Genomic DNA, 20,578 nt, shown 5'->3' on the forward strand with positions numbered 1-20,578 from the left:
TCACTCATAAAACCGAATAGTACGGTTTTCAACATTTTGACTGGATTATATCTGATTCTGCCAAGCTTATGCTCTGGCACATTTTTCAGATACTTCTCAAGATTCATACCTCCCACGAGTTCGTCAAAAGTAAAAACCGGATCACAGATATCCAAACAATCTGAAATAAAAAATGGTAAAACGCCTTGATTTAGTGTATTATAATAATTGGTTTGATTTTTCATGGTAATATTTTACCACGAAAAAAGAGAAGTAATCAGCTGTTTTCTGCTATTACTTCTCTTTTTTTATGAGCTGATTATTTCACAGCCCCTTTTTTTATAGGTAATTCCAAGAACTATATTGAAAGTAAAAAAATTATATATTTCGATTGAAAAATATATATTGTTTTGTTATAATATTTACATAAGTTGATCGTGAAACAATATGGAGGAATTAAATATGGAAACTAACATTTTACTAGATAGTGGAACTAACGAGCTAGAAGTATTAGAATTTATCGTTGGTGGAAATCATTATGGAATTAATGTTGCTAAGATAAAGGAAATCGTTCCATTTAATACTGTTACACCAGTTCCAAACTCGCATCCTTGTGTAGAAGGAATTTTTATGCCAAGAGATCTTATGATTACTGTTGTAGATTTGGCAAAGGTAATTAATAGAGAACCTTCAGTGGATCAGAACAGAGATATGTTTATTATTACAAACTTTAACAAGTTGAATGTAGCTTTCCACGTTCATGCAGTTTGTGGTATTCATAGAGTTTCATGGGCAGACATTATTACTCCAGATGCAACAATTAGTAATGAAGATTCCGGCGTTGCAACTGGTATTGTAAAGATTGATGGTCAATTAATTGTAATCCTCGATTTTGAAAGAATCGTATCAGAAATCAGTCCAGAGACTGGTTTAAAGGTTTCAGATATTTCAAAGCTCGAAGGAAGAGCAAGAAACGAATCTCATATTGTTATTGCAGAGGATTCTCCACTTCTTATTAAGCTTATTTCTGATTCTCTTACAAAGTCAGGATATAGTAACCTTACACTTTGTAATAATGGTCAGGAAGCTTGGGATTATTTGTGCTCAGCTAAGGCTGGAGAAACCGATTTGGATATAGACATTATTATCACTGACTTAGAGATGCCACTTATGGATGGCCATAGACTTACTAAGTTAGTAAAGACAGATGAAGTTTTAAAGTCCATACCGATTATCATTTTCTCTTCTCTTATCAATGAACAGATGAGAATTAAGGGCGAATCTTTAGGAGCTGATGTTCAGCTTTCAAAACCAGAGATTGGTCGATTAGTTGAAGAGATTGATAAGCTTTTAAGATGATTTTTTCTCATTTTTTACACTTCCTCTTATGGTGCCGCTCTTATAGAGCGGCACTATTTTTTTAAGGAAAATCCATAAATTCCTTTAAAAAGGTTAATATTTCTAAAAATTTTTCCGATATATTTATAGGTAAAATATTCTAACATATATTTTTAACTTAGACTTTAGAATTAATATTCTTGTTGATAAATATTATATATGTTAAAATATTATTATATAAAAGAACGTGACAAGGTGGTGAATACATTTGCCAAATAATGACGAGGACTACCTAAATAAATTGCTTCAATCAGTTGGTGCTGATGAAAATTTAGCCAAGGGAAAGAAGGCTTCTAAGGCTAATTTGTCTGCTGATGAATTAGAGGAGGAACGCTTATCTAGAGAAGTTAGAAACGCGGTGGATAGGAATAATGCGTCTAACAAGGATGAGAGTATTGAGGTTTTTAATGAGGAGGATGCTAATTCTATAGATTCTATAAATCCTGAGGATTTTGCAGATCTTGAGGGCTTAGCTGAAGATGATGAATTAGAAAATGAATTAAATGATGATTTTGATGATGCGGATTTGTCTGAAGATGACGAGTCGGCGTCTTTGATTGATGCTCTGGGAGATATTATGGACGGCTATAATGATTCAGGGCTTGATTTAAATCTTGAAGATGAGGCAAATGCAGTCACAGACGATGATGATAATGATGAAGAATTAGACGCAGACGATAATGACCATGAGGATGAAGTCAGTATAGAAGAATCTGAGGACGCAGATGGTGACGAGGCTGCAGATGATGAGGCTAGTGGCGATGGTGACGAGGCTTCGGATGATGAAGCTGATGGCGATGATGCTGATTTATCTAGTCTTGAGGATATAATGGCTGAGACTGAGGAGATTGATGAGGAAGAGGCAATTGATCCGGAGGCTGTTAAGGATAATGTAAGCGAAGATGATGGACTAAGCGAGGAGGAGAAGGATTTAAAGGCAGACGAGGAAATTGACAAATTGCTTAGTGAAACGGATTTAGATGAGGGCATGGATTTAGCATCTAATGATTTGGCTAATGATTTGGCTGGAGAATTTGCCGATGGTGAATTGTCAGATAATGAAATAGAGCGTCTTGTAAATATGGACTTGGACAACATTATTGAGGATGCTACTTCAGATAGTATGTCGGTTGAGGAGTTATTTGCAGAGGACGACGAAGAGATTAGAGAAGATGGCGATGAGGCAGAGGATAGAAAGAAAGAGAAAAAGGAAAAGAAGAAAAAAGAAAAGAAGGCGAAGAAGTCAAAGGATGAGGTTGAGCTTGACGACTTAATTGAAGAGACTCCTAAAAAGCCAGGTTTTCTTGCAAAGCTTAAGGACATTTTCTTTGAGAGTTTGGAAGATGAAGACTTAGAAGAAGAGGATGAGACTAGAGGTAAGTCTAAGAGAAGGACTGATGAAAATGGTAGAATATTAGACGAGATTGATGGTGAGGCTGGAGAAGATGGCGCACCAAAGAAGGGCTTCTTTGCAAAGTTTAAGTATAGACTTGAGCAGTGGAAGAAAAAGCAGGCAGAAGAGGAGGCCCAAGAAGAGGAGCAACAGGCTATTGCTGATGAAGAGGCTAAAAAGGCCAAGGAAGAGAAAAAGGCGGCAGCAAAAGAGGCCAAGGAGGCTAAAAAGGCTGCGGAGAAGGAAAAACCTAAAAAGGAAAAGAAAGAAAAGCCTAAAAAGGAACCTAAGCCAAAGAAACCTAAGAAACCAAAGCCTGAACCAAAGCCAGAGGATATCCTAAAAATTAAACCTGTTTCCATGATTATGTTTATTTTATTTGTCGCAGGTGTTATAGTACTATTATTAGTTCTTATTAATGCTGTTAACTATGACTACAGTTCTAGTACTGCAAAGAACTATTTTAACAAGGGCGATTATGCAGCGGCATATGAGGCACTTGACGGTTTAAGTTTGAACGAATCAGACACGACTTTATATGAACAGGCAAAGACAATCCTCTATGTTGAGAGACAGTATGAGGCTTATACTCTTTATTTGCAAATGAATGACAATACGGAAGCACTTAATTCCTTAATTAAGGGAGTTATAGCTTATGATAAATATTGTGACGCGGCGGGTGCACTTGGGGTTTCAGACGAGTTTGAAGCAGCCTACGAAGAAATTCTAAATGCCCTTGAAGATACATTTTCAATAGGAGAAAATAAGGCCGAATCATTAGCCGAGATGTATAGTTCAGACTTTACCGAGTATTACTTCGTAATAATAGAATACGGGAAAGCGGCAGGTACTGAATGATTGCAATAATTGATTATGATGCAGGAAATTTAAAAAGCGTAGAGAAAGCGCTACTCTCCCTTAATCAGGAGGTTTTGGTAACTAGAGATAAGGATGCAATTTTGCAGGCGGATAAGGTTATTTTGCCAGGTGTTGGCTCTTTTGGCGATGCCATGAATAATCTTGATAAGTTTGATTTAATTGACCCTATTAAAAAATGTGTTGACAATAAGACACCATTTCTTGGGATTTGCTTAGGACTTCAGCTTTTGTTTGAGTCAAGCGATGAATCTGTTGGGGTTGAAGGATTAAATATTTTGCCTGGAAAAATTCTTAGAATACCTCCAAAAGAGGATTTCAAGATCCCTCACATGGGCTGGAATTCTTTAAATGTTAAAGAGGATGCAAAGTTATTTAAGGGATTAACTAAAAATCCTTATGTATATTTTGTCCATTCTTATTATTTACAGGCAGCAAATGAAGACATTGTAGCTGCAACAACTGAGTACACAACTACAATTCATGCAAGTGTGGAGGCTGGAAATGTATTTGCATGTCAGTTCCATCCAGAAAAAAGTAGTAGTGTAGGCTTAAAGATTTTGGAAAATTTTGCAAATTTATAGGCTAATTTCGTGTGGTAAATGTAAATTGAGAAAATGAATGGAGAAGGTATATGTTTACAAAGAGAATTATTCCTTGCCTTGATTGTAAGGATGGCAGAGTTGTTAAGGGCACTAATTTCGTGGATTTGGTGGATGCCGGTGATCCAGTTTTAGTTGCTTCTATGTATGATAAGTCGGGAGCCGATGAGTTGGTTTTCCTTGATATAACTGCTTCTAGCGATGGAAGAAATACAACAGTTGATTTGGTTAGAAAGGTGGCTGAAAAGGTATTTATCCCATTTACAGTTGGCGGCGGTATTAGAACTGTGGAGGATTTTAAGGTTTTACTTCGTGAGGGTGCTGATAAGATTTCTATTAATTCGGCAGCTATTATGAATCCAAACTTAATTTCCGAGGCAGCTTATAAGTTTGGTAGCCAGTGCGTGGTTGTGGCTATTGATGCTAAGCGTGTAGAAGATGGCCATTGGAGCATTTATAAAAATGGCGGTCGTGTGGACATGGGCATTGATGCTGTTGAGTGGGCTATGAAGGCTGAAAAGCTTGGCGCTGGTGAGATTTTACTAACAAGTATGGACTGTGATGGCACAAAGGCTGGTTATGACTGCGAGCTTACTAAGGCTATTTCTTCAAATGTATCTATTCCAGTAATTGCATCAGGTGGTGCAGGAAAGATGGAAGATTTTAAAGATGCCTTTACAAAGGGTGGGGCAGATGCAGCACTTGCAGCTTCACTATTCCACTTTAAGGAGCTTGAAATCAAGGACTTAAAGGAATATTTGGCAAAGGAAAATATTCCTATGAGATTGTAGTTTTGAAGAAAAACGACATGTAGAATGATATGTGGTTTTGAAGAAAAACGACATGTAGAATAATATGGATTTTTGAATAAAAAAGATATGAATATATGATATATAAACTACCTAGAGATTATTATTAATCTAATTTCTAGGTGGTTTTTTTATGGCTTTTCTTTGCCAAAAGGAGAGTGGGCGAGTATAATTGTTTCTTGTTTGGATTTTATTGATGAATTAAAGAAAGAGAGACATTTTTATGGAAAAGTTTACTAATTCCTGGGCGACTAGTCTTAGCGCTGAGTTTGAGAAGGACTACTTTAAAAAGCTAGAGGGATTTATTGATGAAGAATACAGTAGTAAGGAGGTTTTTCCAAAGAAAGAGGACCTTTTTACAGCACTTAATTTAACGGCTTTAGAGGATGTGAAAGTGGTGATTTTTGGGCAAGATCCATATCATGAAGAAAACCAGGCCCATGGTTTAGCATTTTCAGTACCCTTATCTCAAAAGAAGATTCCACCTTCATTAAAGAATATCTATAAGGAATTAAATAAGGAGTGCGGCTGCTACATTCCTAATAACGGCAACTTAAAGAAATGGGCAAGCCAAGGGGTACTTTTACTAAATACAGTGCTTACAGTTAGGGCACATGAGGCCAATTCCCACAAGGGTAAGGGCTGGGAGTGCTTTACAGATGAGATTATAAAGACCTTAAATAACGAGGATAGACCTATTGTTTACATGCTTTGGGGCAATAATGCTAAGGAGAAACTTGAGATGCTAAATAATCCAAAGCAGCTAGTTTTAACTGCGGCTCATCCAAGTCCACTCTCTGCAAGAAGGGGATTTTTTGACTGCGGACATTTCAAAAAAACTAATGAATTTTTAATTAACAATGGATTGTCGCCTATTGACTGGCAAATTGAAAATGTGTAAACTAGGCTAGGTCTTGCAATAATAGCAAGAATAGAGAGAATGAAATATTTTGGAGGAAATATGTTTAAAAAGTATATGATTATATTTTTAGTTTCAATGGTTCCTTTAGTAGAGCTTAGAGGTGCTATTCCTATTTCACAGGGAATGCAGCTTCCACTACTTCAGTCTTACATTGTATGCATGATAGCTAATATGTTACCTATGCCTATTATTTACCTTTTTGCAAGACGTGTGCTTGAGTGGGGTAAGGATAAGAAGGTCATTGGAAAGTTCTTTACTTTCTGTCTTGAGAAGGGGCATAAAGGTGGAGAGAAGTTAAAAGAGAAGGCTGGTAATGGCTTATTCCTTGCATTAGTTTTATTTGTTGGTATTCCAATTCCTGGAACAGGCGCTTGGACAGGAACTCTTGCAGCTTCAATTCTTGACTTTGGTTTTAAGAAGAGTGTACTTGCAGTATTCCTTGGAGTTTTACTTGCAGGATGCATTATGAGTTTAGTAAGTGCAGGTTTATTTGGTGCAATCTTTAGTTTTGCATAGAATTTAATTAGACTAAACTTTAAATTAAATATAGAAGAATATATTAAAACGCAAGATTTAGTGGTATTGATTAATTAGGACTACAAAATCTTGCGTTTTTCTTTATTTTTATGAAAATGTGAGAATTCAGTGTTTATGCGGCTTTGAGACGGATACGAATCAAGAAAGCTAGAAAAAATCTAATTTTTTCAAAAAAATTTCAAAAAAGTACTTGCAATTATGTCGCAACTAGTGTATATTATCAAAGTACCGCGCGGCACTAAAGAGTGCGACGGACAAGATATGGCTCGTTGGTCAAGAGGCTAAGACGCTGCCCTCTCACGGCAGAATCAGGGGTTCGATTCCCCTACGAGCTATTCTGTATTATTAGTACTTAGAAGTGAGTGGACTTATAATAGTCCACTCACTTTAGTTTTATGTTTAAATAATATAGAAGCACAGGGGTTTATTTATTTTGTGTTAAAAGCATATTTATAGTATAATAACTTTGTGCGTGTTACTAAAATTGAATATTTTAAAGAAAGGCAGAGACATTAAATGGGTAAAAGAGAAAGTTACGAAGAAAAAACTGAAATGCTTATTAAACCTATTATCGATGCTAACAAGGTTGAACTTTTTGACGTTGAATTCGTCAAAGAAGGTAGCGATTGGTACTTAAGAGTTTTCATTGATAAGGAAGGCGGAGTTACTATTGAGGATTGCCAAAATGTAAGTAGAGCCTTTAATGAAATCTTAGATAAGGAAGATTACATTGACTCTGAGTACATTTTTGAGGTTAGTTCTCCAGGTCTTACAAGACCACTAAAAAAAGAACGTGATTATGAGAAAAGTATTGGCCGTTTAATTGAAATTAAACTTTATAGTGCGGTAGATGGTGTTAAGGAAGCAGAAGGGATTTTAAAGTCATTTGACAAGGACACTATTACAATTGAAATTAACGGACAAGATAAGAATATAGAAAGAAAGAACCTATCTATGATTAGATGGGCTTACGTAGAAGAGTAAATTTTTATTTAATGGAGGATAAGATGAATAAAGAATTAATTGCAGCTCTTGAGTTGTTAGAAAAGGAAAATGGAATTAGCAAGGAAATTATGTTTACTGCTATTGAGAAGTCTCTTATGGATGAATATAAGGCTGAGTTTGATAAGGCAGATAATGGTCACGTTGTTTTAGATAGAGTAACAGGTGACTTCCATATTTATGCTGATAAGCTTGTTGTTGAGAAGTTAACAGAGGTTGACGGTGATGACGAGAATAAGAAGATTAAGGAAAGAAGAATTTATAGTAAGGAAATTACACTTGATAATGCAAGAAAGGTTGATCCTAAGGCAGAAATCGGCGATGTAATTACTATAGAAGTAAAGTCTGAAGAATTCTCAAGAAAGGCTGCTAAGAATGCTAAGAACGTTATCGTTCAGACAATTAGAGAGCAGGAGAAGAATTCTATCTTTAAGGAATATAAGGCTAAGGAGAAGGAAATAATTACTGGTGTTATTCAGAGAATCGCTGAGAATGGTGATATGACTGTTGATATCGGAAGAATCCAGACAATCCTTAAGGCTGAAGAAGTTAATGTTGGAAGAAAGTTAAAGGTTGGCGATAGAATTAAGCTTTACGTTCTTTCAGTTGTTAATAGAGAAAAGAGCGGAATTTCAGTTAGAGTTTCTAGAAAGTCTCCAGAACTTGTAAAGAAGTTATTTGAAGAAGAAGCTGCTGAAATTAAGGACGGCGTAGTTGAAATTATGGGTATCGCTAGAGAAGCTGGTTCAAGAACTAAGATTTCTGTTAGAGCTAATGTGCCTAACGTAGATCCAGTTGGTGCTTGTGTTGGTATTAGCGGTGGCCGTGTTAGAAATATTGTTAACGAACTTGGTGATGAGCAGATCGATATTATTGAATGGGATGATAACTCAGCTCAGTATATTGTTAATGCACTTAGTCCAGCTAAGGTTGTTGCTGCAGAAGCTGATGACGATGCTAAGAAGGCTAAGATTGTTGTTTCAGAACAGCAGTTATCACTTGCTATTGGCAAGTCTGGTCAGAACGTTAGACTTGCAGCTAAGTTAACAGGCTACGGTATTGATATTAAGAGCGAAGCTGATGATGAAGCTCTTTATAATGAAGAAGACGATAGCGATTTTGAAGATTTAGATTTTGAGGCAGATATTGAAGTTGAAGAGACTCCTTAATACCTTGAAAATATTTTAAAAACTTATCTGATTGGAGTGATTTAATGCCGGGAACTAAAAAGATTCCACAAAGACAATGCATTGGGTGTGGTCAGATGAAAGATAAGAAAGATCTTATCAGGATTCTAAAGAGCCCAGAGAATGAAATTATAGTAGATACTACTGGTAAGAAGAATGGCAGGGGCGCATACATTTGCAATAATCCTGAATGTCTTAATAAGGCTATCAAGCAAAGGGGCTTAGAAAGATCCTTTAAGATGGCAATTGATAGTAGTGTTTATGATGAATTAAAGAAGGAGTTTGAGAAACTTGGACAATAAAAAAATTATATCCATGTTAGGATTAGCTCAGAAAGCAGGAAAGGTAGTTAGTGGTGAATTTTCTACAGAGAAGGCCGTTAAGTCTAAGAAGGCTTTTATGGTTATCGTTGCAGATGATTCTTCAGATAATACTAAGAAAATGTTTTCAAATATGTGTGAATTCTATAAGGTTCCTATATATTTCTTTTCCGAAAAGGAAGCTATTGGTCATGCAATAGGAAAGGAATTTAGAGCATCACTTGCGATTCTAGATGAAGGATTTAAAAATAAATTAGAAGAATATTTTAAACAAGGTATAGACAGTAATGAATAAGGAGGTCATTGTTTAATGAGAGTACACGAATTAGCAAAAGAATTAGGTATAAAAAGCAATGAAATTATAGAAATGTTATCGAATAGCGAGAAGTCTTATAAGACTGTGAGCGGCTTAACTGATGACGAAATCAAGAAGGTTAAGGGTAAGTTTAAGCCAGGAAAACCTGAGGCTAAAACTGAGGCTAAGCCTGAAGAGAAGAAAGAAAAACACATTTCTCAGGTTGTTTTCCCACAGAATAGCAACAGAGATGGTGATTATAAGGCTAAGTTAAATCAGAAGAAGGATCAGATTTCTCCAAAGGGTGATTCAAGAGATTCTTCTGATAGAGATAACAGAAATAGAGATAATAGAGATAATCGTGATAGAAACGGAAACCGCGATAATCGTGATAGAAACGGTTACAACAGAGACAACCGTGATAATAGAGATAGAAACGGTTATAACAGAGACAACCGCGATAGAAATGGTAACCACGATAATAGAGACAATCGCGACAACCGCGATAGAAATGGTAACCGCGATAACCGTGATAGAAATAATGGCGGTTACAACAGAGATAATCGCGATAACCGTGATAGAAACAATGGCGGTTACAACAGAGATAACCGCGATAATAGAGATAGAAACGGTAACAGAGACAACCGTGACAGAAATAACGGTGGCTTTAATAGAGATAACCGCGATAGAAATGGCGGCGGCTTTAATAGAGATAACCGTGATAGAAATAATGGTGGCTTTAATAGAGACCGTGACAGAAACAATGGCGGCTTTAACAGAGACCGCGATAGAAACGGTGGCGGCTTTAATAAGGATAAGGACTCAGATAATAATGGAAGAAACTTCAATCAGAGAAGAAATGATAGAAGAGATTCAGCTCCAAAGGATGATTTCTTATTTGAGCAGAAGCCAGATGCAAGAAGAGCAGATCAAAGATATAATTCTAAGAAGAATAATGATAAGAATGATAGAAGAAAAGACAGAGACTCAAGAGAGAATCTTAAGTTTGCAAGCGGCTTAAACAAGAAACCTAATAAGCCAAATAAGCCAGCTCCAAAGAAGGAAGAAGAAGATACAATCAAGACACTTACTCTTCCAGATTCACTTACAATTAAGGAACTTGCAGATAAGATGAAGGTTCAGCCATCTGCAGTTGTTAAGAAGCTCTTTATGCAGGGTAAGGTTGTTACAATTAATCAGGAAATCGATTTTGAAACAGCTGAAGAAATCGCATTAGAGTTTAACTGTATTTGTGAACATGAAGAGGTTATTGATGTTATTGCAGAACTTCTTAAGGAAGAAGAAGAGGCAGCAGATACACTTGTAACTAGACCACCAGTAGTTTGTGTAATGGGTCACGTAGATCATGGTAAGACATCCCTTCTTGATGCTATTAGAGAAACACATGTAACTTCTAAGGAATCAGGTGGTATTACTCAGAAGATTGGTGCTTATAGAGTTGATGTTAATGGTAACACAATTACATTCCTTGATACACCAGGTCATGAAGCCTTCACTGCAATGCGTATGCGTGGTGCTCAGGCTACTGATATTGCAATCTTAGTTGTAGCTGCTGATGATGGTGTTATGCCACAGACAATCGAAGCTATTAACCATGCTAAGGCTGCTAATGTTGAAATTATTGTTGCTGTTAATAAGATTGATAAGCCAAATGCTAACATTGAAAAGGTTAAGCAGGAACTCACAGAATATGGTCTTATCGCTGAAGATTGGGGCGGTTCAACAATTTTCTGCCCAGTATCAGCTCATACTAAGGAAGGTATTGATAACCTCCTTGAAATGATCTTACTTACAGCTGAAATTATTGAACTTAAGGCTAATCCAAACCGTAAGGCAAGAGGTATTGTTATTGAGGCTGAGCTTGATAAGGGACGTGGTCCTGTAGCAACTGTTTTAGTACAGAAGGGTACTTTAAGAGTTGGCGATTCAGTAGCTGCTGGTTCTTGCTATGGTAAGGTTAGAGCTATGATTGATGATACAGGTAGAAGAGTTAAGGAAGCTGGCCCATCTACTCCTGTAGAGATTCAGGGTCTTAATGATGTACCTAATGCTGGTGAAATTATTATGGCTATGGATTCTGATAAGGAAGCAAGAAATGTTGCTGAGACATTCATTGCTGAGAATAAGAAGAAGCTCTTAGATGATACTAAGCATAAGGTATCACTTGATGCTTTATTTGAGCAGATTCAGGCTGGTAACATGAAGGAACTTAATATTATTATTAAGGCCGATGTTCAGGGTTCTGTTGAAGCTGTTAAGCAGTCACTTGTTAAGTTATCTAACGAAGAAGTAGTAGTTAAGGTAATTCATGGTGGTGTTGGTAATGTAAATGAATCCGATGTAGTTTTAGCTTCTGCATCTAATGCAATTATCATTGCCTTTAATGTTAAGCCTGATAACCAGGCAAGAATTTTAGCTGACCGTGAAAAGGTTGACTTAAGAACATATAGCGTTATCTACAATGCTATTGAAGATGTTGAGTCTGCTCTTAAGGGTATGCTTGAGCCTATCTATGAAGAGAAGATTATTGGTCATGCTGAAATTAGACAGATCTTTAAGGCTTCTGGTGTAGGTAATATTGCTGGTACATTAGTAACAGAGGGTAGAATCACAAGAGAATCTACTGTAAGACTTACAAGAGAAGGCGAAAAGATTTACGAAGGACCAATTGCTTCACTTAAGCACTTCAAGGATGAAGTTAAGGAAGTTAAGGCTGGTACTGAATGTGGTATCGTACTTGAAAACTTTAATGACATTAGAGAAGGCGATGAAATCGAAGCAAGTATTATGGTTGAAATACCAAGATAATAAATGTAACTTATATATAAGAAAGCCTCTAAATTTAGGGGCTTTCTATCTTGATTATAGTGAATGTTTATGATACATTTGCAAAAAAGAGGAATTGCTATGAGAAAGAATAGTTCGAAGAATATTAGAATTAATTCAGAGGTCTTAAGAGAATTAAGCAATATCATTAGAAAAGATATTAAGGATCCAAGAATTAATCCAATGACATCAGTAGTTTCAGTTGATGTAGCTCCTGATTTAAAAACATGTAAGGCGTATATTAGTGTCCTTGGTGATGAGCAGTCACAAAAAGATACTCTAGCTGGTCTTGTTAGCGCTGAAGGCTATATTAGACGTCAGCTTGCTAGAACAGTTAATTTAAGAAATACACCAGAAATTAAGTTTGTAATTGACCAGTCAATTGAATATGGTGTTAAGATGTCTAAATTAATAGATGATGTTACTAAGGCAGATGCAGAGTCACACAAGGAAGATTAGTAGTTGCTAATAGGAGGTTATTTATGAATATTTTAGATGAATTAAAAGACGCGAAAATAGTTGGAATTACCGGACATGTACGACCAGATGGCGACTGCGTTGGTTCTACTATGGGACTTTATAATTTCCTAAAAGTAAATAGACCTGATTTGGATGTAAGAATTTTCTTACAAAAGCCAGGTGATGAGTTTAACTACATTCCTAGAATAGATGAAATTAGACAAGAGACAGATATTAATCTTGTTTGTGACGCATTTGTAGTACTTGATTGTAGTTCACTTGATAGAATTGAGCCTTTTGCAGAGCTTTTTTGTAATGCAAAAAAGACAATTTGTTTAGATCATCATATTAGTAATAAGGATTTTGCTGATGTAAACTTAGTTGAGCCAGACTGGAGTTCTACAAGCGAGGTTTTATATACAACTCTTGATGAGGAAAAAATTGATAAGGATGTGGCAACATGCATCTACACTGGTATTATTCATGATACAGGTGTGTTTAAGTATAGCTGCACATCTAAGCAGACAATGGCTATTGCTGGAAAATGTATGGAAAAGGGTATTGATTACTCAGACATCATTGACAATAGCTTCTATGCAAAGACTTATATTCAAAACCAGATTCTAGGTAGAGCATTACTTGAAAGCGTGTTATTTTACGATGGTAAATGCATTTTCTCAAGTATCTCAAGAGAGATTATGGACTTTTACGGAGTTGATGGTAAGAGTCTAGGTGGAATTGTTGAACAATTAAGACTTACAGAGGGCGTTGAAGTGGCCATCTTTATGTATGAAATTGGCGAGGGCGAATATAAGGTTTCTCTTCGTTCAAAAAAAATTATAGATGTGGCAAAGATTGCTGCTAAATTTGATGGTGGCGGTCATGTTAGAGCTGCTGGCTTTAGTATTAAGGGCACAGTTCATGGCATCATTAATCAGATTGGTGCTCTTATTGAAGAGCAAGTAAAGCAATTATCATAATTTAAGTTAGGGATTGATATTATGAATGGGATTATTAATGTATACAAGGAGCAAGGCTTTACATCCCATGATGTGGTAGCTAAGCTGAGGGGCATTTTAAAATTTAAGAAAATTGGACACACAGGAACTCTAGATCCTGACGCAGTAGGTGTTTTACCGGTTTGTCTTGGAAAGGGCACAAAGATTTGTAGCATGATTACAGATTGGGATAAGACTTATGAGGCTGTTATGCTTCTTGGTACAATCACTGATACTGCAGATATTTCAGGAAATGTGTTAAAGTCTAGTGAGGTTAATCTTACTGAGGCTGATGTTCTTGAGGCTTGCGAAAGTTTTATTGGTGAATATATGCAGGTTCCACCGATGTATTCAGCACTTAAGGTCAAGGGAAAGAAGCTTTATGACTACGCAAGAAGTGGAATTGAAGTGGAAAGAAAGGCTAGAAAGGTCGTAATTAAGAGCTTACATGTCAATGATATTGACTTAGAAGGTAAGCAAAAGTTTGTTACTATGACTGTAGAATGTTCTAAGGGAACTTATATTAGAACTTTATGCGAGGATATTGGTAATAAGCTTGGTTGCGGCGCTTGCATGTATAAGCTTACAAGAAAGAGAGTCGGTCAGTTTTGCATTGATGATACATTAACTCTTAATCAGATATCAGCTCTAGTTTTAAAGGGTGAATTTGAGAGTGTTGTGAAGGCTATTGATGATATGTTTCCACAATACCCTAAGTTAGAGGTTACAGTAGAAGGGGACAAGTTATTACATAACGGTAATAAGATAGATTTAGAATATAAAGAGCAATTTATAAAGCAGTTTGAAGGAATTGATTTTGTTGAGGGAGACAAGCTTCGTCTCTATGATTCAAATGGCATTTTTGTAGGAGTTTACAGAGTTTGTGAAGGTCTTTTAACTCCAATTCAGATGTTTTATGATGCTAATGAATAATATAAAAAAGGGAGGTGTGGCCAGTAATGGAATATATAAATGGGCTAACTGACGTGAGATTGCCTAAGGCGAGTGCAGTTACACTTGGTAAGTTTGATGGATTGCATATTGGGCATAGAAAGCTCATTAATTTAGTTAAAGAAAAAGCTAAAGAAGAAGATTTACTCTCAGTTTTATTTACTTTTGATAGTATTCCATTAAGTTTATTGCCACAAAGAAATCAGCATTTTCTTACAACAAATTCTGAAAGAAAAGCAATCTGTGATAAGTTAGGCATAGACTGCTTGGTCGAGTATCCATTTACAAAGGAATTTATGAATATGGATGCTAGGGAGTTTGTAAAAAAGATTATCGTAGATGACTTAAGAGCTAAGGTAGTTGTGGTAGGTACTGATTATGGCTTTGGCAAAGGAAGAAGCGGTGATGTTAATCTTTTAAAGGAGCTTGGTGACGAGCTTGGTTTTGAAACAATTATTGTTGAAAAGGAGAAGTATCAAGGACAGGAAGTTAGTAGCACTTATATTAGAGAAGAGCTAGCCCTTGGTCATATGGAAACAGTAAATGTGCTTCTTAATAGACCTTTTTCTATTACAGGAGTTGTATCATTTGGAAAACAACTAGGCAGAACTATTGCAATGCCAACAGTTAATATATATCCAACAGAGTCAAAACTATTACCACCTAAAGGGGTTTATGCCTCTAAGATATTAATCGATGGAAATGAATATTTTGGCGTAACTAATCTAGGAACTAGACCTACTGTCAATGACAGTATGGAGATTAGCGTAGAGACTAATATTTTTGACTTTAATGAAGATGTTTATGGTAAGAAGATAGAAGTTATGTTGATGCATTTTTTAAGAGCAGAAATTAAATTTGACAGCGTAGATAGCTTAAAAAAGCAAATGGAAGCGGATAAAGAATTTGCTAAAAATATGTTCTTAATAAATTAAGCTAGTTTAGTAAATTAACTTGCAAAGATAGTAATGGTATGGTAATATACCAAGGTACTAGCCACAACTCAGGAATCGGAAACTCCGACCTATTGCTTAGTTGTTGGCGTTTAAATTAAAGGAGGATACAAGTATGATATCTAAGGAAAAGAAAGCAGAAATTATTGCAGCTTACGGAAGACAGCCTGGTGATACAGGATCTCCAGAAGTTCAGATCGCAATCTTAACAGAAAGAATTGCTGAATTAACAGAACATTTAAAGGTTAACCAGAAGGATCATCATTCAAGAAGAGGTCTTTTAAAGATGGTTGGTAAGAGAAGAGCTTTACTTGCTTACCTTAAGAAGAATGATATTGAAGGTTACAGAAACCTTATCGAGCGTTTAGGCTTAAGAAAGTAATTTATAATGCTTTTTTTAGGGGGCGGAGTTTATCTTCGCTCCTTTTTATACGCCAATTTTTCACTAGGAATTTAAGAATTGAAACTTCTTTTCATTAAATTCTTAAATTATAATATGGTAAAGAGTGTTTAATTGTTGTATAATGATAATGTTTATGTGTATGTGCAATTAGGTTATTCCGAGACCACTGAAAAGCTAATTAAGACATTTTTAATGAGTTTTTTAGTTGTTTCGGCACCTATTTGCTCATATGGTAGGGCTTTGGCCTAGATTATTTACCAATTATTTAAGCCCATAGGGCGGATAGGAGATTATATGTTTAAGCAGTATACTTTAGAGCTTGCTGGTCGTACACTTAGAGTTGATATTGGCCGTGTTGCAGCTCAGGCTAATGGTGCAGCATTAATGCACTATGGTGATACAGTTGTCTTATCTACAGCAACTGCGTCAAAGGAACCAAGAGAGGGAATTGATTTCTTCCCACTTTCTGTAGAATATGAAGAGAAGATGTATGCAGCTGGTAAGATTCCAGGCGGCTTCAATAAGAGAGAGGGTAAGGCTTCAGAGAATGCTATTCTTACTTCAAGAGTAATTGATAGACCTATGAGACCTCTTTTCCCTAAGGATTACCGTAATGATGTTACTTTAAACAACATGGTTATGTCTGTTGATACAGAATGTAGACCAGAGCTTTTAGCTATGCTTGGTTCTGCAATTGCTACATCAATTTCAGATATTCCATTTGATGGTCCTTGTGCTACAACTCAGATCGGTTTAATCAATGGTGAATTTGTTGTTAACCCTTCACAGGCACAGTGGCAGGAAGGTGACCTTCAGTTAACAGTTGCTTCAACAAAGCAGAAGGTTATTATGATCGAAGCTGGTGCTAATATAGTTCCAGAAGAGAAGATGATTGAAGCTATTTACATGGCTCATGATATTAACCAGACAATCATTGCATTCATCGATAAGATTGTTGCAGAGGTTGGTAAGGAAAAGCATACTTATGTTTCATGCGCAGTTCCTCAGGAAATGTTTGATGAAATGAAGAAGATTGTAACTCCAGAAGAGATGGAAGTTGCAGTATTTACTGATGATAAGCAGACAAGAGAGAAGAATGTTGATGCTATCACAGAGAAGTTAAAGGAAGCTTTTGCTGAAAATGAAGAATGGTTAGCAGTACTTGGTGAAGCAGTTTACCAGTATGAGAAGAAGACTGTTCGTAAGATGATCTTAAAGGATCACAAGAGACCTGATGGTCGTGCAATCAACCAGATCAGACCTCTTGCTGCAGAAGTTGATATTATTCCTAGAGTTCATGGTTCTGCTATGTTTACTAGAGGACAGACACAGATTTGTGACGTTGTTACATTAGCACCATTATCAGAAGCTCAGAAGGTTGATGGTCTTGATGAGAATGTTACAACAAAGAGATATATTCACCATTACAATTTCCCTTCATACTCAGTTGGTGAGACAAAGCCATCTAGAGGTCCAGGACGTAGAGAAATTGGACATGGTGCCTTAGCTGAAAGAGCTTTAATTCCAGTTCTTCCATCTGAGACAGAGTTCCCATATGCTATCCGTGCCGTTTCTGAAACATTTGAATCAAATGGTTCTACATCAATGGCATCAACATGTGCAAGCTGTATGTCACTTATGGCAGCAGGTGTACCTCTTAAGGCTATGGTAGCTGGTATTTCTTGTGGTTTAGTTACAGGTGATACAGATGATGATTATGTAGTACTTACTGATATCCAGGGTCTTGAAGATTTCTTCGGTGATATGGACTTTAAGGTAACAGGTACAACAGAAGGTATTACAGCTATTCAGATGGATATTAAGATTCATGGTCTTACACGTCCTATCGTTGAAGAAGCTATTAGAAGAACTAGAGAAGCTAGACTCTTCATCATGGATACATGTATGAAGCCTGCTATTGCTGAACCTAGAAAGACTGTTGGAGAATATGCTCCAAAGATTATCCAGACTCAGATTGATCCATCTAAGATTGGTGAAGTTGTTGGTCAGCGTGGTAAGGTTATTAACGCAATCATCGATGAATGTGGCGTTAAGATTGATATTACAGATGATGGCTTTGTATCAGTTTGTGGCGTAGAGCAGGCTGGTATGGATAAGGCTATGAAATATATTAAGACTATCGTTGAGGACTTCAAGGAAGGTGCAATCTATGAAGGTAAGGTTGTAAGCATTAAGGAATTTGGTGCATTCGTTGAATTCGCTCCTGGTAAGGAAGGCCTTGTTCATATTTCTAAGATTTCTAATGAAAGAGTTAACATGGTTGAAGATGTTCTTACACTTGGTGATCAGGTTAAGTGTAAGTGCATGGGTAAGGATAAGTTAGGAAGACTTAGCTTCTCAATTAAGGATGCTCAGTAATTTTACTGATTTAATTTGACTAGAATAATTTTAAGGAATGTCTGCAATTAAGGCATTCCTTAAGTTTGTGTAAAGAGACTAATATTAAGAATGGAGAATTATTATGATAGATAATAATTGCGCATATTGCGTTGAGGGTGAACTTGTTGCAAAGTTCGGTATTAAGATTTGTGAATTAGAGACATCAAAGGTTTATTTATTTAAAGAACAGTCACATCCAGGTAGATGTATCGTTGCTCATAAGAAGCATGTAGGTGATATGAACGAACTTACAGCTGAGGAAAGAGCTGCTTATTTTGAGGATGTTGCTAGAGTAGCACGTGCTATTATGAAGGCATTCAACCCAGATAAGGTAAATTACGGTGCTTATGGTGATACAGGTCATCACCTTCATTTCCATTTAACACCTAAGTATAAGGATGAATTTGAATGGGGTGGTACATTTGAAATGAACCCACAAAAAACATTCTTAACAGATGACAAATATGATGAAATGATCGCTAAGATTAAGGCTAATCTTTAATTTAGATTATGCTTAAAGTTGGCTTGTTTTGTTATTATTTATAAATGCTACAAAGTTATTTTTAAAGGAGTTATAATATATATGTCAGGACATTCAAAATTTGCTAATATTGCCCATAAGAAGGCTGCAAATGATGCTGCTAAGGGTAAGATTTTTACTAGACTTGGTAAGGAAATTATGGTCGCAGTTAAAGAGGGCGGTCCAGATCCTAATAATAATAGCAAGTTAAGACAGGTTATTACAAAGTGTAAGGCAGCTAACATGCCTAATGATACAATTGATAGAGCTGTAAAGAAGGCTGCTTCTACAGATATGTCAAACTTCGAATCTGTTACTTATGAAGGTTATGGCCCTAACGGTACAGCTATTATCGTTGAAGCTTTAACAGATAACCGTAATAGAGCTGCTTCTAACATCCGTAATGCTTTTACAAAGGGTGGCGGAAATGTTGGTACACCAGGTTGTGTATCTTTCATGTTTGATAACAAGGGACAGATTATTGTTCTTAAGGAAGATTATGACAAGACTGCAGATGATTTAATGGAAATCGTATTAGATGCAGGCGCAGATGATTTAGTTGAAGAAGAAGAATACTTTGAAATTTTAACAGCACCAGAAGACTTTGATGCAGTTTCAACAGCACTTTCTGATGCAGACATTAAGATGTCTTCAGCAGAAGTTACAATGATTCCTCAGACAACAGTAGATTTAACAACAGACGAGGATTTAAAGAAGATGAGAATTATTCTTAAGCTTCTTGATGAAGAGGATGATGTACAGAACGTATATCACAACTGGAATGAACCAGAAGAAGATGAAGAATAATTGCTAATTTGCTTTCTATAATATAAGTCATTTAATAACAACGGGAGAGAAATAATAATAAGGAGTTGTTGTTGTATAATGATTTTTACAGACATTAAGATCAATACTAATCTTAATATTATAGTTAAACAAAAAAGCGAAGAACTACAATTCCATTCTAAAGTTGTTAGTGTTTTAAATGATAAGGTACTTATTGATGCTATAAGGATGGATGGAAAGGCTGTAAAGCTTAGTTCAAGTCCTAATATAAGAATAGATATAATGGCATGCCCAGCTGGTGAAGCACCATATATGTTTACTAATGTTTTGGTGAAAATGACACGACATAACGGTCGTTTAGCATACCAAGTGACAGCTTTAAAAAGAGGTAAGAAGGTTAATAGAAGAGCAGCTGAGAGAATTTTCTTAGGTGTTAAAGGTAATATTCAGCTAGGAATCAATAAGAGTAATTTTGATGTGGTTGTTAAGGATATAAGCCAGACTGGTTTTTCTTTTGCGGCCTCTAGAAATTTAATTGATGCAGTGGATATGCCCGTTAAGCTTCGTTTTAAAGACGATTATGATATGATTGATATTGTTGGAAGAATTGTTAGAAAGACAGTTCTTGATGACAAGAAGGTTATATATGGTTGCCAATTGCTTATAAATAAGGATAGCTATCAAAGATACGTTCTTAATAAAGAAAAGGTCTACACAGAGAAAATGAAGGCTAGTAAGAATGGATATTTTAGTCCAGCTAAACGTAATTTGATGCGAGCTTTAAAAGAAAGATAATAAGAATATAGATAAGATGAATTATAGTTAATACTATGATTCATCTTATTTTTTATTTAGATTAATCTTAGATTAGTTATTTCCATAAAAAATAAATCTGACAAATAGGCAAGAAAAAAGGGAAACGAAAAATTCGTTTCCCTTAT

The 20,578-nt window shown here is 36.0% G+C and carries 20 protein-coding genes, 1 tRNA gene and 1 pseudogene; 21 read left to right on the forward strand and 1 reads right to left on the reverse strand.

All coding sequences use genetic code 11. The features are described 5' to 3' along the window. Positions 1-224, reverse strand: a pseudogene (locus tag G600_RS16290) (IS1182 family transposase); the annotation flags it as partial. Between the two features lie 217 nt (positions 225-441). On the opposite strand from G600_RS16290, the gene G600_RS0109730 reads away from it, so the two are divergent. From G600_RS0109730 to G600_RS0109830, 21 genes are all read left to right on the forward strand, one after another. Continuing rightward, positions 442-1,338 (forward strand): chemotaxis protein, encoded by an 897-nt coding sequence (locus tag G600_RS0109730; RefSeq protein ID WP_027431767.1) that lies wholly within the window; start codon positions 442-444, stop codon positions 1,336-1,338. A gap of 247 nt (positions 1,339-1,585) precedes the next feature. Then, positions 1,586-3,628, forward strand: a complete 2,043-nt coding sequence (locus G600_RS15160; protein WP_051195471.1) for a hypothetical protein — start codon at positions 1,586-1,588, stop codon at positions 3,626-3,628. Further along, on the forward strand, positions 3,625-4,230 hold the full coding sequence (gene hisH, locus G600_RS0109740) for an imidazole glycerol phosphate synthase subunit HisH (RefSeq protein ID WP_027431768.1): 606 nt from the start codon (positions 3,625-3,627) through the stop codon (positions 4,228-4,230). Before G600_RS15160 ends, hisH begins: the two co-directional genes overlap by 4 nt. Before the next feature lie 50 nt (positions 4,231-4,280). Next, complete coding sequence (gene hisF / locus G600_RS0109745; RefSeq protein ID WP_027431769.1) at positions 4,281-5,039, forward strand: imidazole glycerol phosphate synthase subunit HisF; 759 nt, start codon at positions 4,281-4,283, stop codon at positions 5,037-5,039. A 241-nt stretch (positions 5,040-5,280) separates the two neighbouring features. Then, the gene (locus tag G600_RS0109750) at positions 5,281-5,958 is read left to right on the forward strand and encodes a uracil-DNA glycosylase (RefSeq protein WP_027431770.1); all 678 of its coding nucleotides are present in this window, start codon (positions 5,281-5,283) and stop codon (positions 5,956-5,958) included. Positions 5,959-6,018: 60 nt separating this feature from the next. Continuing rightward, entirely contained in the window at positions 6,019-6,495 is a 477-nt protein-coding gene (locus G600_RS0109755) for a COG2426 family protein (RefSeq protein ID WP_027431771.1), read from the forward strand. Positions 6,496-6,779: 284 nt separating this feature from the next. Further along, positions 6,780-6,851 (forward strand) — tRNA-Glu (locus tag G600_RS0109760). A gap of 181 nt (positions 6,852-7,032) precedes the next feature. Then, the gene (gene rimP, locus G600_RS0109765; RefSeq protein ID WP_027431772.1) at positions 7,033-7,500 is read left to right on the forward strand and encodes a ribosome maturation factor RimP; all 468 of its coding nucleotides are present in this window, start codon (positions 7,033-7,035) and stop codon (positions 7,498-7,500) included. 23 nt (positions 7,501-7,523) lie between these two features. Beyond that, entirely contained in the window at positions 7,524-8,687 is a 1,164-nt protein-coding gene (gene nusA / locus G600_RS14370) for a transcription termination factor NusA (RefSeq protein WP_034246216.1), read from the forward strand. 44 nt (positions 8,688-8,731) lie between these two features. Continuing rightward, on the forward strand, positions 8,732-9,007 hold the full coding sequence (gene rnpM, locus G600_RS0109775; protein WP_027431773.1) for an RNase P modulator RnpM: 276 nt from the start codon (positions 8,732-8,734) through the stop codon (positions 9,005-9,007). A gap of 13 nt (positions 9,008-9,020) precedes the next feature. After that, the gene (locus tag G600_RS0109780; protein ID WP_027431774.1) at positions 9,021-9,320 is read left to right on the forward strand and encodes a L7Ae/L30e/S12e/Gadd45 family ribosomal protein; all 300 of its coding nucleotides are present in this window, start codon (positions 9,021-9,023) and stop codon (positions 9,318-9,320) included. 15 nt (positions 9,321-9,335) lie between these two features. Then, positions 9,336-12,149, forward strand: a complete 2,814-nt coding sequence (infB, locus tag G600_RS0109785; protein ID WP_027431775.1) for a translation initiation factor IF-2 — start codon at positions 9,336-9,338, stop codon at positions 12,147-12,149. Positions 12,150-12,248: 99 nt separating this feature from the next. Further along, positions 12,249-12,626 (forward strand): 30S ribosome-binding factor RbfA, encoded by a 378-nt coding sequence (gene rbfA / locus G600_RS0109790; RefSeq protein ID WP_027431776.1) that lies wholly within the window; start codon positions 12,249-12,251, stop codon positions 12,624-12,626. A gap of 23 nt (positions 12,627-12,649) precedes the next feature. Continuing rightward, complete coding sequence (locus tag G600_RS0109795) at positions 12,650-13,606, forward strand: DHH family phosphoesterase (protein WP_027431777.1); 957 nt, start codon at positions 12,650-12,652, stop codon at positions 13,604-13,606. Between the two features lie 18 nt (positions 13,607-13,624). Further along, complete coding sequence (gene truB, locus G600_RS0109800) at positions 13,625-14,557, forward strand: tRNA pseudouridine(55) synthase TruB (protein ID WP_027431778.1); 933 nt, start codon at positions 13,625-13,627, stop codon at positions 14,555-14,557. 26 nt (positions 14,558-14,583) lie between these two features. After that, the gene (locus G600_RS0109805; protein ID WP_027431779.1) at positions 14,584-15,510 is read left to right on the forward strand and encodes a bifunctional riboflavin kinase/FAD synthetase; all 927 of its coding nucleotides are present in this window, start codon (positions 14,584-14,586) and stop codon (positions 15,508-15,510) included. 133 nt (positions 15,511-15,643) lie between these two features. Next, on the forward strand, positions 15,644-15,910 hold the full coding sequence (gene rpsO / locus G600_RS0109810) for a 30S ribosomal protein S15 (protein ID WP_027431780.1): 267 nt from the start codon (positions 15,644-15,646) through the stop codon (positions 15,908-15,910). A 315-nt stretch (positions 15,911-16,225) separates the two neighbouring features. Next, on the forward strand, positions 16,226-18,310 hold the full coding sequence (locus G600_RS0109815) for a polyribonucleotide nucleotidyltransferase (protein ID WP_027431781.1): 2,085 nt from the start codon (positions 16,226-16,228) through the stop codon (positions 18,308-18,310). Between the two features lie 103 nt (positions 18,311-18,413). Then, entirely contained in the window at positions 18,414-18,833 is a 420-nt protein-coding gene (locus G600_RS0109820) for an HIT family protein (protein WP_027431782.1), read from the forward strand. A gap of 81 nt (positions 18,834-18,914) precedes the next feature. After that, complete coding sequence (locus G600_RS0109825) at positions 18,915-19,658, forward strand: YebC/PmpR family DNA-binding transcriptional regulator (RefSeq protein ID WP_027431783.1); 744 nt, start codon at positions 18,915-18,917, stop codon at positions 19,656-19,658. Positions 19,659-19,736: 78 nt separating this feature from the next. Beyond that, the gene (locus tag G600_RS0109830) at positions 19,737-20,432 is read left to right on the forward strand and encodes a PilZ domain-containing protein (RefSeq protein ID WP_027431784.1); all 696 of its coding nucleotides are present in this window, start codon (positions 19,737-19,739) and stop codon (positions 20,430-20,432) included. The last annotated feature ends 146 nt before the right edge of the window (positions 20,433-20,578 follow it).

It is taken from the genome of Lachnospira multipara ATCC 19207 (genome assembly GCF_000424105.1).
In the GTDB taxonomy this organism is placed as follows: Bacteria; Bacillota; Clostridia; order Lachnospirales; family Lachnospiraceae; genus Lachnospira; species Lachnospira multipara.

Excerpts from the sequence above, each read along its gene's own strand:
- G600_RS0109730 (WP_027431767.1), top strand. The coding sequence starts at position 442 with ATGGAAACTAACATTTTACTAGATAGTGGAACTAACGAGCTAGAAGTA.
- hisH (WP_027431768.1), top strand. The coding sequence starts at position 3,625 with ATGATTGCAATAATTGATTATGATGCAGGAAATTTAAAAAGCGTAGAG.
- hisF (WP_027431769.1), top strand. The coding sequence starts at position 4,281 with ATGTTTACAAAGAGAATTATTCCTTGCCTTGATTGTAAGGATGGCAGA.
- G600_RS0109750 (WP_027431770.1), top strand. The coding sequence starts at position 5,281 with ATGGAAAAGTTTACTAATTCCTGGGCGACTAGTCTTAGCGCTGAGTTT.
- G600_RS0109755 (WP_027431771.1), top strand. The coding sequence starts at position 6,019 with ATGTTTAAAAAGTATATGATTATATTTTTAGTTTCAATGGTTCCTTTA.
- rimP (WP_027431772.1), top strand. The coding sequence starts at position 7,033 with ATGGGTAAAAGAGAAAGTTACGAAGAAAAAACTGAAATGCTTATTAAA.
- nusA (WP_034246216.1), top strand. The coding sequence starts at position 7,524 with ATGAATAAAGAATTAATTGCAGCTCTTGAGTTGTTAGAAAAGGAAAAT.
- rnpM (WP_027431773.1), top strand. The coding sequence starts at position 8,732 with ATGCCGGGAACTAAAAAGATTCCACAAAGACAATGCATTGGGTGTGGT.
- G600_RS0109780 (WP_027431774.1), top strand. The coding sequence starts at position 9,021 with ATGTTAGGATTAGCTCAGAAAGCAGGAAAGGTAGTTAGTGGTGAATTT.
- infB (WP_027431775.1), top strand. The coding sequence starts at position 9,336 with ATGAGAGTACACGAATTAGCAAAAGAATTAGGTATAAAAAGCAATGAA.
- rbfA (WP_027431776.1), top strand. The coding sequence starts at position 12,249 with ATGAGAAAGAATAGTTCGAAGAATATTAGAATTAATTCAGAGGTCTTA.
- G600_RS0109795 (WP_027431777.1), top strand. The coding sequence starts at position 12,650 with ATGAATATTTTAGATGAATTAAAAGACGCGAAAATAGTTGGAATTACC.
- G600_RS0109805 (WP_027431779.1), top strand. The coding sequence starts at position 14,584 with ATGGAATATATAAATGGGCTAACTGACGTGAGATTGCCTAAGGCGAGT.
- rpsO (WP_027431780.1), top strand. The coding sequence starts at position 15,644 with ATGATATCTAAGGAAAAGAAAGCAGAAATTATTGCAGCTTACGGAAGA.
- G600_RS0109815 (WP_027431781.1), top strand. The coding sequence starts at position 16,226 with ATGTTTAAGCAGTATACTTTAGAGCTTGCTGGTCGTACACTTAGAGTT.
- G600_RS0109820 (WP_027431782.1), top strand. The coding sequence starts at position 18,414 with ATGATAGATAATAATTGCGCATATTGCGTTGAGGGTGAACTTGTTGCA.
- G600_RS0109825 (WP_027431783.1), top strand. The coding sequence starts at position 18,915 with ATGTCAGGACATTCAAAATTTGCTAATATTGCCCATAAGAAGGCTGCA.
- G600_RS0109830 (WP_027431784.1), top strand. The coding sequence starts at position 19,737 with ATGATTTTTACAGACATTAAGATCAATACTAATCTTAATATTATAGTT.